Source organism: Piscibacillus halophilus, assembly GCF_900110685.1.
GTDB lineage: Bacteria > Bacillota > Bacilli > Bacillales > Alkalibacillaceae > Piscibacillus > Piscibacillus halophilus.
Window position 1 is genome coordinate 1 of sequence record NZ_FOES01000013.1, and the last position, 15,506, is coordinate 15,506.

Here is a 15,506-nt window from a genome sequence, read left to right on the forward strand (position 1 = left end):
ATTTGAGAATGGCTTTGAAGTTCCACTTGAGAGTTACTTTCATTCTGATCAAGGGTTTCATTATACACATCCAGAATTTCAAAAAGAAATTAATGAGCAAGGTTTTACACAATCCATGTCCCGAAAGGGAAACTGTTGGGACAACGCACCGATGGAATCCTTCTTTGGCCATTTGAAAGATGAAGTAGATATAAAGAGTTGTCATACCATCGAAGAATTGAATTCATTAATCAATGAATATGTGTTAAATTACAACATATCAAGATATCAATGGACACTAAAAAAGATGACCCCGAATCAATATCGAGATCATCTTTTAGCTGCCTAGTTTTTTTAAAACTGTCCACTTTTGAGGGTACAGTTCAATGATGCGGGAGTTTTTTATAGGCTTAATGACTTTTTTACTATTTTTTAGAAATGCCTAGTACTTATTTAATCAAAATTGATCTCCATCCCTATATAATAAGGCTTTTTATAAGGTGAGCAGTCTATTCGACATTCAGAATAAATTGTGATACTATTTAGCCTAGCGAAATAATCGGCTTCCGAAATATCAGAAAGAAGGGTCAACATTGGATCAACAATCATTAGCAAAGCGTAACTTGGCGATCATGTGGTTCGCCAATTTTTTTGTTGCAGGTAGTATGACTATGGTTATGCCGTTCCTCTCTTTATATATTGAAACGTTCGGCAATTTCTCAGACGACTTTGTTCAAACATGGTCAGGTTATACGTTCGGTATTACATTCTTAACTGCCTTTTTAGTCTCTCCTATTTGGGGAAGAGTCGGTGACCGTTACGGTCGAAAACCTATTTTAATCATCGCCGCCTTTGGTTTAGGAACAAGTGTCTTTTTAATGGGAGAAGTGCAAACAGTTTTCCAATTATTTTTATTAAGATTTATCATGGGAGTTTTTACTGGATTTATCCCGCTATCACAAGCCTTGATTTCAACACAAACTGAAAGAGGCATCTCGGGTCGAGTATTAGGAACTCTACAAACAGGAACCGTTACAGGAACGTTGATGGGACCAATGCTCGGAGGAATCCTCGCTGATACATTTGGCTATGCTCAAGCATTCCAGTTAACATCTGTCACGATCTTTATAGCAGGATTCTTAGTCATATTTGGCCTTAAAGAATTTAGAGTAAAAGATGATGAAAACGAACAGGAAAGCTATTCTAGAAAAGAAGTCTTTACGTTTATACTCAAACAACCAATGTTGATTTCTGTAATCATTCTATCGATGTTTATCCAAGTTGCTCACTTTGCCGTTCAACCAATCTTGGCTTTATACGTTAGTGAATTAAATGGACCAGCGAATATAGCATTCATTTCTGGAATCGCCTTTTCTATTACAGGTTTGGGAAACTTGTTAATGACAAGACGTTGGGGGCGACTGGCTGATAAAGTTGGATATGAAAAAATTCTTATCCTCCTATTGATGGCTGCAGGCATTGTCTATTTACCTGGAGCATTTGTCAATGAAGTATGGCAGCTCGTGATTGTAAGATTCTTACTCGGCGTCACGTTAGGTGGCATTATCCCTGTAAGAATGGCTTATATCCGTCAGGCTGCACCTATCAATATGCAAGGTGAAGTCATGGGCTATAGCACAAGTCTACGTTTCTTAGGTAACGTTCTTGGCCCAATCTTAGGTGGAGTCGTTGCGGGATGGTATAGTATATCAACCGTCTTTATTATGACGAGTGTCATGTTATTTGCATGTGGCGCCATACTTTTATTTATTAAATTAAAAGAAGATCACGCAAACTCTTCTATGCACTCAAGCACTAAGCATTCAACATCATAATGTTTTACTAGCATAACTTATTTGTCATGCCTGTGAAATTGCCTTAAAATACAAACAGGATGAATGAAAGTGAGGGAGTTTTTATGAAAAAAGCGTTAGTATTAGCTGGTTCCGACACAAGCGGCGGAGCTGGGATTCAAGCAGATATTAAAACGTCACAAGAAATTGGAATTTACCCAATGACAGCGTTGACGACGATTGTTGCCCAAAATCCATCAACCAACTGGGCTCATGACGTTTACCCAATAGATTATGATACCGTCAAAGCACAACTACACACTATTTTAGATGGTGTCGGTGTCGATATCATGAAAACAGGTATGCTCCCAACGGCTGAAATCATTGAATTAGCAGCAGAAGTTATAGAAAAACATGATCTTCCAGCTGTGGTGGACCCTGTTTTAGTTTGTAAGGGTCAAGATGAAGCTTTACACCCCGAAAACTCAGAGGCTTTACGTAATGTTTTAGTACCTAAAGCACTCGTTACAACACCTAACTTATTCGAGGCGGGTCAATTAGCTCAGATGTCTAATATCACAACAGTTGATGAAATGAAAGAAGCGGCTGAACGTATTTATGATTTAGGTGCAAAAAACGTAATTGTAAAAGGCGGCTCAGACGTTGAAGGCGACAAAGCGGTCGATGTCTTTTATGCAGGTAATGAGTTTATTTTAATTGAAACATCCACAATTGATACAACATATACGCACGGCGCTGGTTGTACATTTGCCTCTGCCATTACGGCTTATATTGCAAAAGGTCAAGAGCCATTAGAAGCTATTAAATCAGCTAAAACATTTATTACAAATGCGATCGAAGGTGCTTCAGAGCTCAACCAGTACGTTGGTTCGGTTAATCAATTTGCCAACCGTCACAACCACGTTAAATTATAACTGAGAAGTCGGTTTTGACCGATTTCTCAGTTTTTTATATCCTCCCCCTCCCCTTTTTAACCATTTTTATCAATTTGCGATATTGCCCATTCACATGATATAATATTATTGAATATAATTCCTATTAAACAGGTAGGAATACTATTATTTAGAGGTGACAACAACTTGGGACGAGAGTTTATGAATATATTTGATGAATGGGCAGAGTCTTATAACGACGCTGTACAAGGTCGAAACCTTGAATATCAAGATGTCTTTAAAGACTATGAATCCATTTTAAATTCTGTAGCATCAAAAGCTTCAGGATTAACTGTTGAGTTTGGAGTGGGAACGGGGAATTTATTTGAACAATTAATAGATCATCATTTGGATGTTATTGGGATTGAGCCAAATGAAAAAATGCGAGCCATTGCTAAAGCTCGTTTTCCAAAAGAACGAATATGGGATGGAGATTTTTTAATATTTCCAGAGTTAGGTCAAGTCGATTCAATTACAAGTAGTTATGCCTTTCACCATTTAACGGATGATGAAAAATTTGAAGCATTTCAAATCTATTATGACCTTCTATCTGATCAAGGTCAGATCATTTTTGCAGATACGATTTTTGAAGATGATTTATCATATCAACAGACCATTCAAGACGCTGAACAAAAAGGATATCTCAAATTAGCCGCTGATTTAAAGCGAGAATACTATACAACGATTCCGAAAATGAAATCAATTGCAGAAAAAGCTGGTTTCAATGTAAGTTTTCAGAAATTAAATGATTTTGTATGGTTAATGAATGCTAAAAAACAATGAATTCGTTATCATAAAAGTAAACATAGTATTGAGAGGAGAATGTATATGACTAAAAAAATGAACGTCGAAAGCTTCAACCTTGACCATACGAAGGTTAAAGCACCTTATGTACGTTTAGTCGGTGTTACAAAAGGTCAACATGGAGATACCATTCATAAATATGATATCCGTTTTAAGCAGCCAAACAAAGCTCATATGAAGATGGATGCCCTACATTCCATTGAACACTTAATGGCGGAGAACATTCGTAACCACTTAGACAATGTAATCGACATTGGTCCAATGGGATGCCAAACAGGATTTTATCTAGCTGTCTTAAATCATGACAACTATGAGGAAATTCTAGAAGCTCTTGAAAAAACCTTTAAGGATGTTTTAGAGGCCAAGGAAGTACCAGCTTGTAATGAGGTTCAGTGTGGATGGGCAGCCAATCACAGCTTAGAAGGTGCGAAAGAACTGGCACAAGAAATGCTTGATCAGTCTGATGAATGGTCTGATGTTTTTGGAGAGGAAGCATAATGAATGAATTACGTTTCTAATATTCAAGATTTAATTGGAAACACTCCACTTCTTGAAATTAAAAATGTCGACATCCCTAATCAATGTCGAATCTTTGCTAAATTAGAATACTTCAACCCAGGCGGCAGTATAAAAGACCGCCTGGGCATTGAATTAATCAACGACGCCATGGAAAAAGGCAAGTTAAAACCTAATGGAACGATTATTGAACCAACAGCTGGAAACACAGGAATTGGCTTAGCACTCGCTGCGATTAATAAGGGATTTAGAATCATCTTTGTTGTCCCAGAAAAATTCAGCATTGAAAAACAAACACTTATGAAAGCATTAGGTGCCGAAATTGTTCATACCGATACCGAACGTGGTATGGAAGGTGCTATTGAAAAAGCGAAAGAATTGCAAAGCCGAATTAAAGATTCCTTCTCTCCTTCCCAATTTTCCAATCCTGCAAATCCCAACGCATATTATAAAACCCTTGGACCCGAAATTTATCGTGATCTGGATGGACAAATAGATATGTTTGTTGCCGGTGCTGGTACAGGTGGTACTTTTATGGGAACAGCAAAATATCTTAAAGAACAAGATTCATCTATTAAGACTGTTATTGTAGAACCTGAAGGCTCAATTCTAAACGGCGGTGAATCAGGACCACATGAAACAGAAGGAATTGGTATGGAATTTCTCCCTAATTATATGGACACAAAATATTTTGATAACATTCATACCATCCCTGATCAAGAAGCTTTTCAACAAGTTAAAATGTTAGCAAAATATGAAGGGTTATTAGTTGCTTCATCGTCTGGATGTGCCTTTCAAGCTTGCCTAAATGAGGCTTCAAAAGCAAAGCCTGGAAGTCATATTGTCACCGTATTTCCAGACAGTAGTGAACGATACTTAAGTAAACACATTTACGAAGGATGGGATTAAATGAGAAAGAAAACACAATTTATTCATGGTGGGATCTTTGGAGACGAAACGACTGGTGCCGTATCAACCCCAATATATCAAGTCAGTACGTACCAGCAAGAATCAGTAGGAAACCATAAAGGTTATGAATACTCAAGAACAGGAAATCCAACACGTCACGCTTTAGAAGAGCTTATTAAAGATATTGAAGGTGGTAAACGAGGGTTTGCTTTTGGTTCCGGAATGGCAGCTATTACATCCGTGATGATGCTATTAAATAGTGGCGATCATGTCATTTTAACAGATGATGTGTATGGCGGTACTTATCGTGTTATGACGAAAGTGTTAAATCGCCTTGGTATTGAATCCACATTTGTTGATACAAGCGATGTGACAAAAATTAAAGAAGCTGTTCGTGAAAACACTAAGGCTCTTTTTATCGAAACGCCTACAAACCCGCTTCTTAAGGTGACAGACATTAAAGAAGCTGTTCGTGTAGCTAAAGACCACAATTTATTGACGATCGTCGATAATACGTTTATTACACCATACTTTCAAAATCCATTAGCACTTGGTGCCGATGTCGTGTTACACAGTGCAACGAAGTACCTTGGTGGCCACAGTGATGTTGTAGCTGGTTTAGTTGTCGTAAATGACGAAACATTGGGTGAGGAATTACATTTTGTCCAAAACTCAACTGGAGCTATATTAGGACCACAAGATTCTTGGTTGTTAATACGTGGAATTAAAACTTTAGGAATCCGTATGGAAGAACATGAGCATAATACAAAAGCAATTGTTGAATTTCTAGAGGATCATCCAAACGTAGAAAACGTTTTTTATCCAGGTCTTTCTCATCATCATGGCCATGAAACTGCACAAACCCAAGCATCAGGATTTGGAGCAATGGTTTCATTTGATGTAGGGACTGAAGAAAAAGCTGGAGAAGTCATCTCGAAGCTTAAATATTTTACTTTAGCCGAAAGCTTAGGAGCTGTTGAAAGCTTAATTTCTGTTCCGGCTAAAATGACTCACGCCTCTATTCCTAAAGACCGTCGTGAGGAATTAGGGATCACAGACGGTTTGATTCGTATATCTGTTGGTATTGAAGATATTGAAGATTTATTAGAAGATCTTAAACAGGCGTTATCTTAATAAAAGTCGAAGCTGTTCCAAATACTTGGAGCAGCTTTTTTCTGTTTCAGATAAACACTTTGCTCACATTACATTCATTACCTTTATCTTAAGTATTTTCTTAACATCTATTCTCCTCATTTACTGGAAAGATCTATAGTATTTTTAAATAACTAACAACCTTAATTGTGCATAATTAAAGTCGATTTTACCCACCTTAATATTGTATTACTATATACGAGGAGGATGAGTATGCAACAACAGCAAAATCCAAATAGTCAGATGAAGAACTCTAATCAAATGCCAGCTCAACAAAGCCATTCAGCTCACGAAATTTATGATGTTAAGGAGGTTTTAGGTGGATTAATTGGCGCAATGGAGCACTATAAACTTTACGAACAAGGTATTCAAGACACTCAGTTAAAAAATATTTTAAACCGACAATACCAATATATGCAGCAAACGTATAATACACTTGTAGATGCTTTTCAAACTGGACAACGCCCTCCACAACCAACAACTACGTATAACATGGAATTAAGTAATGATGTCACGTATGGATTAACTCCAGGACAACCTAAACAGCCTAAAGAAAACCCTCAACAATTCAATGATGAATGTTATTCTGGCTTTATGCTAGGTCATTTAAAACAGTGTGCTTCTGGAGCAACGATGGCCGCGCTTGAAGCAACAAACCCTGTTGTACGTCGTGTATTACAAGATAGTGTTCCAAACTTTTGTGAGATGGCGTATGAGATTTTCCTTTATCAAAATGACAATGGTTATTATCAAGTTGCACAATTTGATCAACAAACACAAAATCAGCTGTTAAACGGATTTACTCACGCTTCACAACAACAGCACTAATGAGTAAGAGCTGCCCTAAGTTTTTTATGAATAGGGCAGCTTTTGTTTATCTGTCTCCTCTTGCAATGAATCACTAGTCTCCTCTTAGACACTAATGTTTTCAATTATTGAAAATATTTAGTGAAATTTAGCCCTATTTGACTAACATATTTGAAGAAACAGAGGGTATATAAACTATAAATCATAAGAAAAGGAGGCTGATTCAAATGACTTCTAACAATCAGAATCGTGGAAGAAGCGGTGAAGAGCGTAGTAGACAAACGAACAAAGAATACGGCCGCCAAGGTAAATACTCTAAAGGAAACAAAAAGAATAGTGATTCATAATACAAAAAAGGGGCTGCCCCTAAAGTCTTATAGCATGACTGAAGGGGCACCCCTTTTTTATTGCAATCCAACGACTTGTAAATCCTCTGACTCTAAGTGACTAAGAATTTGAGGCAATGCTCGAACGGTCTCAGCATTTTCGTGCAAAATATAAATTCCGCCTGAAGAATCGACTGAGGAAAAATAACTGACTATATCTTGAGCATTTTCCGCTTCCCAATCTTTTGGATCACGGTTCCACATCACGGTCTTTAACCCATTCTCTTTTATAACTTCAACAACTTCATCATCAGCCGAACCGAATGGTGGGCGAAATAACTCTACTTGTCGTCCAACTAAACCCTCAAGACCCGTAATGGATTCAAGGATGTCATTTTCTAATAAAGGTGGAGTTAATTCATTTAAATTACGATGATCATAAGAATGACTTCCAATAATATGCCCTTGTTCTTCAACATACCGAACTATCTCGGGATAATCTTCAATATTCTTACCAATAAAGAAAAACGTTCCTGCTACACCATGCTCAGCTAAGATGTCCGCAATATCTTTCGTATATTCCGATGGTCCGTCATCAAAAGTTAACGCTACATAACCATCTGGTAGACCTGTAATATAGTCTCGGTTGACCTCATAAACCGGGAAAGCTCGCTCTCCTTCCACCTTATAAGGCATAGATAAGCAAGTAATTCCAAGACACCCCAACATAAATAATTGTTTGACCATCAATGATGCCTCACTTTCTTAAGGCATTTTTACTCGGTGTGTCATAATTTCTCCAATTATAGCAAAAATTATTCATCCTTTTTTAATCATTTCTTTTAACTCACGAATTTCCTGTCTTAAATGACTAATTTCTTCTTTTAATTTTTCTTCATCGTCATCCCCATTTTCGATCTTTTCAACTTTCTCAAAGTTATTAACAATAACACCGACAAATAGATTAAGGACAACGAAAGAACCCGCTAAAATAAATGTTACAAAATAAATCCATGAATAAGGCGCATCCTCCATCACTGGCCGCATGACACCACTAGCCCATGACTCTAATGTAATCATTTGGAACAATGTTAAAGCCGTATGCTGAATTGTACCAAAATACTCGGCATTAACATCACTATATAACACGGTTCCAATAACACTAAAAATGTAGAACACGATACCTAACAAGAGCATAATCGTTCCTAATGACGGCAGAGTCATTAATAGTGCATTCACTAACTTCCGTAACGAGGGAATGACCGAAATCGTTCTAAATAACCTTAAAACACGTAATATACGTAATACGGTAACGTACGTGGAACCAACAAAGATAAAGCTGAAGGCAACAATGACAAAGTCGAACACATTCCACCCGTCTTTAAAAAACTTACCCGTTGGTTCTGAAGCGATTAATTTTAAAATAATCTCAATGGTGAAAATCGCTAAAATCACAACATCTAACACATTCAATATCGATCCATATTGCTCATATATGTTAGGGTATGTTTCCATACCGATTAAAACTGCATTTATTAAAATTAATAAGATAATAGTATTTTGAAACGCTTTATTCTCAACAATACGTTGACTCCATACTTGCATCGGCTTACTCTCCCTTTTTTATATCCACACAATGATTATACGTTTAATAGCTAACCTGTTTCAATAGAATTAACCTTTAGGTCGTGATAAAATGATGACATCATGATGGATTAAAAAACCCGGGAGAAATTTAACTCTCGGGTTTCCTCTATCTTAAAGGAATGATTCGATGCAAAAAGCGTGGTTACAAGTCTTTATTGGTGCATTCTTTGAAGTGATTTGGGTCATTGGCTTAAAACATGCAAGCCATTACATAGAATGGGCAGGAACGATTGTTGCGATATTTATTAGTTTCTACTTACTCATTAAGGCTGGTGAAACATTGCCGGTCGGTACGTCTTATGCGGTATTTGTCGGCCTTGGAACCGCTGGTACAGTTGTTTCAGATATTGTCTTCTTCGGTGAACCATTTAGCTTTTTAAGAATTGGCTTCATTGCTTTTCTGTTAATTGGTGTCATCGGTCTAAAATTAGTAACAGAAGAACGAGGTGAAGCTTAATGTATTGGGGATCTCTGATTGTTGCAGGTTTATTTGAAATGATTGGAGTATTAATGATTAATATTTACCATCAAAGGAAAAGCTGGGGTGCTCTTGCCTTGCTTATTTTATCCTTTTCATTAAGCTTTGCATTACTTTCTTTTTCAATGAAGGTTTTACCAATGGGTACCGCTTATGCGGTATGGACCGGTATTGGGGCAGCCGGAAGTGCAGTCATTGGAATCATTTGGTTTAAAGAACGGGCTAATGCTATTCGCATTTTAATGATTGCCACTATTATAACGGCAACAATTGGACTCAAACTAATTGCTTCATAACAATAACCACCCCCTAAACGGCAGGAAATTGGTCGAATAACACGAATGTTATATTATGACGAAATTTGAAATTGCGGGTTTAGGGGGATCTAAATGGTAAATCACCAGCAACGAGAATCACTGGCAAAGCTTTATATGATGATCATCACACTAGGCGGGTGGGCCATCATCATAGGAGCTTTTACTCAACTCCATCCCACACCTGATTCACTTTTCATATTACTCTTATTAATCTTTTTCTTAGGGATCACTGAATACTACCCTTTCCCTGTATGGAAAGGTTTTACCACCATTAACTTTCCTATTATATTTATTATTTTAATCATGTATGGGCTTTCGATGACCATTGTTGTATACAGTATGATTGTTTTGGTAGTAAACTTGTTACACAAACGCCCAATTCGTTCAATCTTATTCAATCCCGCTCAATTGGTCATTAGTGTATTTATAACTTATATATTCGTCACTTCAATCTACTCAATTGATGAATTAGCTTTTACTTCGAATAGATTAGATGGCATCATGACATACCTCACCTTCCTAATCTTTTTTTACGTCATTAATAACCTACTCGTAGACATTGTATTATGGTTACGACCACAGCCATACACATTTGAAAATTGGAAACACAAATTAATCTCAGAATCTGCTAGTGGAGCTTTTTCTTTCTTATATGGAATCATCCTTTATGTATTAGGTAATCAAAACAGAGGTAGTGCGGACGTCTTTTCTTTCTTCTTCTTTTTCTCCCCGCTTATTGCGATGGCTTTAATTGGTTCTAGTTTTGTTCGATTAAACACTGAGAAGAATCGATTAAAAAGAATGTTTCGTCTAACTCGTAACTTGAACACTTACATGCTAAAAGATGGTTTTGCCCAATCCATGACTGAACTGAAAGACTTCATGAATTGTGACGAAGTGAGTCTTCTAATCAAAAGTGACGATTGGAATATAGCCTTCCCTAGCAACTATTTGTCCATCTCACGTGAGATTGAACATCAACTAGAAAACATGAAGACTATGGTAAGCTATGAACAAAAACCTGGTGAATTAAAAGGACCGCTATCTCACCTGTTCACTAAAGACATGAGATCGTTTATTTATGTCCCATTAAGAATGGATCACGAAATTGCTCGCCTTTATTTTGTAACTGATTAATAGAATCATTAGTTCTAGTTCTACTTTCCCTACATTTCTTACAAATATTCTTCTAATATCGACTATTTTTCTTAAAAAAATAAATCATAAAAATAGACGTAAAACCTTCCACGACAGGGATTTACAATTTCTTAACCTTATCTTTACACTTACTTTACAGACATTTGTCCCCATTCTTATTATGATGAATTTGTACCAAAAAATTAGAAAATTCCTAAGGGGGACATGACAATGACTAAATGGTCAAAGGTTTTCTTTCTATCGATCTTAACTCTATTATTAGTAGCACTAGCTGCTTGTGGTTCAGATGATAATTCAGATGATAGTTCAAATAACGAATCTGAAGAATCAACTGAAACTAGCGGTGAAAGCAACGAGGAAGAAACTAGTGAAAATAACGAAGAAGAAAATACAGACAGCGAAGAACTAGAAGGTAGTGTCGTCATAGACGGCTCGGGAACAGTTTATCCGCTAATGTCAAAAATGGCTGAAGAATATATGGTCAATGCTCAACCAAATGTCTCAGTCGAAGTTAGCCGTTCAGGAACAAGCGCAGGCTTTGAAAAGTTCTTAGTAGAAGACGGAACAGACTTCAACGATGCCTCTCGTTTAATTAAAGATGAAGAAGCAGAAAAAGCTGAAGAATTAGGAATTGACGTAAAAGAATTAAAAGTAGCTCTTGATGGGTTAACGATTGTCATTAACCCAGAAAATGATTTCGCAACTGAACTAACCGAACAACAAGTCATCGATATTTTCTTAGGTGAATATACGAAATGGTCAGATATTGACGATTCTTGGCCAGATGAAGAAATTCAGACTTACGGTCCAAATGAAAACCACGGAACTTATGAGTTTTTCTATGAGAACATATTAGAAGAACAAGACTTAGTTGACAGCATCAACTTACAACAAGAATATTCAACACTTGTTACATTAGTAGCAGAAGATAAAAACGCAATTGGTTTCTTCGGATTTGGTTACTATGACAACAACCAAGACCAAGTAAAAGCCGTTCATGTCGATTTCGGTGATGGCCCAGTTGAACCATCATTAGATACGATTGCTGAAGATGGAGAATATGCAAACTTCACACGTCCAGTCTTCACATATTTAAATGTGAATCAAGCAGAAGAAAAACCTCAAGTATTAGATTACGCAATTTGGCTAATGGAAAACGTTAATGATTACGCAGGTGAGGTTGGTTTCGCACCTTTACCAAATGAAGAAACAAATCAATTAGCTGAAGAGCTTAAAGAACTTAAGTAATGGCTAAAATGAGAGCTTCTCTGCTCTCATTTTAGTTTGCTTTTTCCCTGGAAGGAGGAAAGTCACCATGACATCTCATAGCCAAACGAAGAAACAAAAACTCTCAGTTAGAGAGATGATTGATCATAAGAAAAATACCAAAAGTCTATCCACCATTACCGAAAAATTAGTCCCAATCATTTTATTCTTATTTGCATTAATATCGATTTTAACAACTGTAGGAATTATTTATACGTTATTGAACGAAACAATTGAATTTTTTAAGCAAGTACCCATCATAGATTTCTTTACAGGAACGGTTCTTAAGCCGTTAAGTCAAAATCCAGAGTTCGGCATTTTGCCATTAATCAATGGAACGATTCTCTCTTCTTTGATTGCAATGTTAGTAGCTGGTCCGATTGGGATCATGGCAGCCATTTATCTTAGTGAATATGCTTCAGATCGTGTAAGACGTGTGCTTAAACCCATGTTAGAAGTTTTAGCAGGAATCCCAACCATTGTATATGGTTTCTTTGCCTTTACGTTCGTAACACCTATATTACGTTCTATTTGGCCATCAATCGACGCGACGAATATTTTAAGTCCTGGAATAGTAATGGGAGTTATGATTATCCCTATGATCGCATCATTATCTGAGGATGCAATGAGCTCAGTACCGAATTCAATGCGAGAAGGTGCATTTGCCTTAGGTGCGACAAGACTGGAGTCAACGTTTAAAGTTGTTATTCCAGCTGCCTTATCAGGTATTATTGCTTCATTTATTTTAGGAATTTCACGCGCAATCGGTGAAACAATGATTGTCACCATTGCAAGTGGTAGCTCTAAAAACTTTACCTTTGATATTACCGAATCTATGCAAACGATGACCGCTTATATTGTAGAAGTTGCCGGTGGTGAAGCACCAGCCGGATCAACGATATATTTTAGCTTATATGCTGTTGCGATGACATTATTTGTCTTCACATTAATTATGAACTTATTAGCACGCTACGTCTCTCGCAAGTTTAGGGAGGAATACTAGCATGAATTATATTGATATCCAGCAAGTACAAAAGAAAATGAATACCCGGATTGTTAAAAATAACATCCTTAAATATATATTTTTTATCTCAACAACCATTGGATTAGTCGTATTAGCTGCCTTACTCATACAAGTTTTCACACAAGGGCTAAGCGCAATCAATATGGATTTTATAACCGGACGTCTTTCTACTGAAGCAAGTAGAGCAGGAATTATGGGAGCCATCTTAGGAACGTTCTGGCTTATGGTAGTCGTCATTCCAGTAACAATCGTCATTGGAATTGGGACAGCTTTATTCCTTGAGCTTTACCTAAAAGGCGGTAAAATACAGTCTCTCATTCAGACCAACATTTCGAATTTAGCAGGTGTACCATCCATCGTATACGGAATTTTAGGATTAACCATTTTTGTTCGGGCTATGGATTTCGGCAACATCGTATTAGCAGGAGGTCTAACGCTTTCCTTGCTTATTTTACCGATTGTGATTGTAGCAGCTCAAGAATCTATTCGATCAGTGCCGCAACACTTAATGGAAGCGTCTTACGGTATGGGAGCTACAAAATGGCAAACAATTCGACGGATTATCCTTCCAGCAGCACTACCTGGTATGTTAACAGGAGCCATTTTAGCTATATCGCGTGCCATTGGTGAGACAGCACCATTAACCGTAATTGGAATTCCAGCATTGCTTATTCCGTTTCCAGGAGGCATTTTTGATAAATTCACAGCATTACCAATGCAAATTTACTATTGGACATTAGATTCATCCCTAGTAGAAGAATACGCAAACCTTGCTGCCGCAACCATTATCGTATTACTTTTACTGTTATTCTTATTAAATTCAGCTGCGATCTTTATTCGTAACAAGTTCCAGCATCGTTATTAATTTTGAGGAGTGATTTAGATGAGTTTAGCAACTGTGAAAAACCCAAGCATAAAAAAAGCTCCAGATACTAAACAGAACATCGTATTTAATACTAAAAATTTAAATCTTTGGTATGGCGATACACACGCGTTAAAAGATATCAACCTAGCGATTAATGAAAAGGAAATTACAGCCATTATCGGTCCATCTGGTTGTGGTAAATCAACCTATCTTAAAACGTTAAATCGAATGGTCGATATGGTCCCTACTGTTAAAACATCAGGAGATATTGAATACAGAAGCCAAAATATTTTAAATAAGAACTTTAAAGTGGAAGAACTACGCACTCGCGTAGGTATGGTTTTTCAAAAACCGAACCCGTTTCCAAAATCAATTTATGAAAATGTAGCTTATGGGCCTAAGATTCATGGCATCCGTAACAAAAAAATATTAGATGAGATTGTTGAAAAGAGCTTCAAAGACGCCTTTATCTGGGATGAAGTTAAAGATCGTCTAAAAGAGAATGCCTATGGTTTATCTGGTGGACAGCAACAACGTTTATGTATCGCTCGAACATTAGCAATCGAACCAGATGTCATTTTAATGGATGAGCCAACATCTGCCTTAGACCCAATCTCGACTTTAAAAGTAGAAGAATTAGTACAACAGCTTAAAGAAGATTACAGCATTGTTATTGTGACTCATAACATGCAGCAAGCTGCTCGAATTTCAGACAAAACTGCCTTTTTCTTAAACGGAGAAATTGTTGAATTTGCAGACACTGAAACATTATTCTCTAACCCTTCTGATCAACGTACAGAAGACTATATTACGGGTCGTTTCGGATAAAACTCATACGAGAGGAGCTTGCTTTTATGGTAAGGGAAAATTTTGAAGAAAAATTAAGTGCATTAAAACAACAAGTGCTTAAAATGAGTGAAATGGCTAAAACATCTTTATCTAAATCCCTTTATGCGTTAGAACATCAAGACTTGCAACAAGCACAAGATGTTATTAATCAAGACGAAAAAATTAATGCTATTGAAGATGAGATTAACGACCAAGCCATTTGGTTAATAGCGAAAGAACAACCGGTTGCAAAAGATTTAAGAAGGCTTGTAATAACGTTAAAAGTAACAAATGACATAGAACGAATTGGCGATCTTGCCGTAAATATCGCCAAATCAGTCATTCGCATTGGAACAGATACTTTACCAGAAGAAAAGCAACAAATATTAATGACCGCATCTGTCGTTGAACAGATGATTGACCTTGTAATTGAAGCTTATATTGAAGAAAATATGGAAACAGCATTCGAAATTTCTCGTATTGATGATAAAGTCGATCATCAATATGGTTCATCAATTGAAACACTTCTCACGCACATGACAAAGCATCCAGACGAAATTAGTCAAATTACACAGCTTGCTTTTATCAGTCGCTATTTAGAACGTGCAGCAGACCATGTCACGAACATCGCAGAAGGCATTATTTATTTAGTGAAAGGCAAGCATGTTGATTTAAATACCTAAT

The 15,506-nt window shown here is 36.9% G+C and carries 18 protein-coding genes; 16 read left to right on the forward strand and 2 right to left on the reverse strand.

The genetic code is table 11. The features are described from left to right. From BMY57_RS07665 to BMY57_RS07700, 8 genes are all read left to right on the forward strand, one after another. Positions 1-328 (forward strand): IS3 family transposase (locus BMY57_RS07665; protein WP_143063799.1); only part of this gene is annotated, 328 nt, incomplete at its 5' end. A gap of 244 nt (positions 329-572) precedes the next feature. Then, positions 573-1,814, forward strand: a complete 1,242-nt coding sequence (locus tag BMY57_RS07670) for an MFS transporter (RefSeq protein ID WP_256205272.1) — start codon at positions 573-575, stop codon at positions 1,812-1,814. Between the two features lie 83 nt (positions 1,815-1,897). Continuing rightward, a complete protein-coding gene (gene pdxK / locus BMY57_RS07675) occupies positions 1,898-2,707 on the forward strand; it encodes a pyridoxine/pyridoxal/pyridoxamine kinase (RefSeq protein ID WP_091773437.1) in 810 nt (269 codons plus the stop codon). A gap of 165 nt (positions 2,708-2,872) precedes the next feature. Further along, the gene (locus BMY57_RS07680; RefSeq protein WP_091773438.1) at positions 2,873-3,508 is read left to right on the forward strand and encodes a class I SAM-dependent DNA methyltransferase; all 636 of its coding nucleotides are present in this window, start codon (positions 2,873-2,875) and stop codon (positions 3,506-3,508) included. 45 nt (positions 3,509-3,553) lie between these two features. After that, the gene (locus BMY57_RS07685) at positions 3,554-4,027 is read left to right on the forward strand and encodes an S-ribosylhomocysteine lyase (RefSeq protein WP_091773439.1); all 474 of its coding nucleotides are present in this window, start codon (positions 3,554-3,556) and stop codon (positions 4,025-4,027) included. 3 nt (positions 4,028-4,030) lie between these two features. Then, the gene (locus BMY57_RS07690) at positions 4,031-4,954 is read left to right on the forward strand and encodes a PLP-dependent cysteine synthase family protein (RefSeq protein WP_091773440.1); all 924 of its coding nucleotides are present in this window, start codon (positions 4,031-4,033) and stop codon (positions 4,952-4,954) included. Beyond that, the gene (locus BMY57_RS07695; protein ID WP_091773441.1) at positions 4,955-6,088 is read left to right on the forward strand and encodes a bifunctional cystathionine gamma-lyase/homocysteine desulfhydrase; all 1,134 of its coding nucleotides are present in this window, start codon (positions 4,955-4,957) and stop codon (positions 6,086-6,088) included. Positions 6,089-6,319: 231 nt separating this feature from the next. Further along, a complete protein-coding gene (locus tag BMY57_RS07700; RefSeq protein ID WP_246247430.1) occupies positions 6,320-6,934 on the forward strand; it encodes a spore coat protein in 615 nt (204 codons plus the stop codon). A 383-nt stretch (positions 6,935-7,317) separates the two neighbouring features. Here BMY57_RS07700 and BMY57_RS07705 read toward each other — a convergent pair whose 3' ends face one another. Both BMY57_RS07705 and BMY57_RS07710 read right to left on the reverse strand, forming a co-directional pair. Further along, positions 7,318-7,986, reverse strand: coding sequence for a polysaccharide deacetylase family protein (locus tag BMY57_RS07705; protein ID WP_091773443.1), 669 nt, complete (start codon positions 7,984-7,986; stop codon positions 7,318-7,320). A 72-nt stretch (positions 7,987-8,058) separates the two neighbouring features. Beyond that, positions 8,059-8,844, reverse strand: a complete 786-nt coding sequence (locus BMY57_RS07710; protein ID WP_091773444.1) for an ion transporter — start codon at positions 8,842-8,844, stop codon at positions 8,059-8,061. Positions 8,845-9,013: 169 nt separating this feature from the next. Between BMY57_RS07710 and BMY57_RS07715 the strand changes: the two genes are divergently transcribed. The 8 genes from BMY57_RS07715 to phoU all read left to right on the forward strand — a co-directional run bounded on the left by BMY57_RS07715 (position 9,014) and on the right by phoU (position 15,505). Continuing rightward, entirely contained in the window at positions 9,014-9,343 is a 330-nt protein-coding gene (locus BMY57_RS07715; RefSeq protein ID WP_091773445.1) for a DMT family transporter, read from the forward strand. Beyond that, a complete protein-coding gene (locus BMY57_RS07720) occupies positions 9,343-9,660 on the forward strand; it encodes a DMT family transporter (protein ID WP_091773446.1) in 318 nt (105 codons plus the stop codon). Before BMY57_RS07715 ends, BMY57_RS07720 begins: the two co-directional genes overlap by 1 nt. Before the next feature lie 93 nt (positions 9,661-9,753). Further along, positions 9,754-10,818 (forward strand): hypothetical protein, encoded by a 1,065-nt coding sequence (locus tag BMY57_RS07725; RefSeq protein ID WP_091773447.1) that lies wholly within the window; start codon positions 9,754-9,756, stop codon positions 10,816-10,818. Positions 10,819-11,049: 231 nt separating this feature from the next. After that, on the forward strand, positions 11,050-12,087 hold the full coding sequence (locus tag BMY57_RS07730) for a PstS family phosphate ABC transporter substrate-binding protein (protein WP_091773448.1): 1,038 nt from the start codon (positions 11,050-11,052) through the stop codon (positions 12,085-12,087). Between the two features lie 67 nt (positions 12,088-12,154). Continuing rightward, on the forward strand, positions 12,155-13,108 hold the full coding sequence (pstC, locus tag BMY57_RS07735; RefSeq protein WP_091773449.1) for a phosphate ABC transporter permease subunit PstC: 954 nt from the start codon (positions 12,155-12,157) through the stop codon (positions 13,106-13,108). A gap of 1 nt (position 13,109) precedes the next feature. After that, on the forward strand, positions 13,110-13,994 hold the full coding sequence (gene pstA, locus BMY57_RS07740) for a phosphate ABC transporter permease PstA (RefSeq protein ID WP_091773450.1): 885 nt from the start codon (positions 13,110-13,112) through the stop codon (positions 13,992-13,994). An 18-nt stretch (positions 13,995-14,012) separates the two neighbouring features. Continuing rightward, on the forward strand, positions 14,013-14,822 hold the full coding sequence (gene pstB / locus BMY57_RS07745; protein WP_091773451.1) for a phosphate ABC transporter ATP-binding protein PstB: 810 nt from the start codon (positions 14,013-14,015) through the stop codon (positions 14,820-14,822). Between the two features lie 26 nt (positions 14,823-14,848). After that, on the forward strand, positions 14,849-15,505 hold the full coding sequence (gene phoU / locus BMY57_RS07750; RefSeq protein WP_091773452.1) for a phosphate signaling complex protein PhoU: 657 nt from the start codon (positions 14,849-14,851) through the stop codon (positions 15,503-15,505). Position 15,506: the final 1 nt, after the last annotated feature.

Coding starts and splice junctions, on each gene's coding strand:
- pdxK (WP_091773437.1), top strand. CDS start 1,898: ATGAAAAAAGCGTTAGTATTAGCTGGTTCCGACACAAGCGGCGGAGCT.
- BMY57_RS07685 (WP_091773439.1), top strand. CDS start 3,554: ATGACTAAAAAAATGAACGTCGAAAGCTTCAACCTTGACCATACGAAG.
- BMY57_RS07690 (WP_091773440.1), top strand. CDS start 4,031: ATGAATTACGTTTCTAATATTCAAGATTTAATTGGAAACACTCCACTT.
- BMY57_RS07695 (WP_091773441.1), top strand. CDS start 4,955: ATGAGAAAGAAAACACAATTTATTCATGGTGGGATCTTTGGAGACGAA.
- BMY57_RS07700 (WP_246247430.1), top strand. CDS start 6,320: ATGCAACAACAGCAAAATCCAAATAGTCAGATGAAGAACTCTAATCAA.
- BMY57_RS07705 (WP_091773443.1), bottom strand. CDS start 7,986: ATGGTCAAACAATTATTTATGTTGGGGTGTCTTGGAATTACTTGCTTA.
- BMY57_RS07710 (WP_091773444.1), bottom strand. CDS start 8,844: ATGCAAGTATGGAGTCAACGTATTGTTGAGAATAAAGCGTTTCAAAAT.
- BMY57_RS07715 (WP_091773445.1), top strand. CDS start 9,014: ATGCAAAAAGCGTGGTTACAAGTCTTTATTGGTGCATTCTTTGAAGTG.
- BMY57_RS07720 (WP_091773446.1), top strand. CDS start 9,343: ATGTATTGGGGATCTCTGATTGTTGCAGGTTTATTTGAAATGATTGGA.
- BMY57_RS07725 (WP_091773447.1), top strand. CDS start 9,754: ATGGTAAATCACCAGCAACGAGAATCACTGGCAAAGCTTTATATGATG.
- BMY57_RS07730 (WP_091773448.1), top strand. CDS start 11,050: ATGACTAAATGGTCAAAGGTTTTCTTTCTATCGATCTTAACTCTATTA.
- pstC (WP_091773449.1), top strand. CDS start 12,155: ATGACATCTCATAGCCAAACGAAGAAACAAAAACTCTCAGTTAGAGAG.
- pstA (WP_091773450.1), top strand. CDS start 13,110: ATGAATTATATTGATATCCAGCAAGTACAAAAGAAAATGAATACCCGG.
- pstB (WP_091773451.1), top strand. CDS start 14,013: ATGAGTTTAGCAACTGTGAAAAACCCAAGCATAAAAAAAGCTCCAGAT.
- phoU (WP_091773452.1), top strand. CDS start 14,849: ATGGTAAGGGAAAATTTTGAAGAAAAATTAAGTGCATTAAAACAACAA.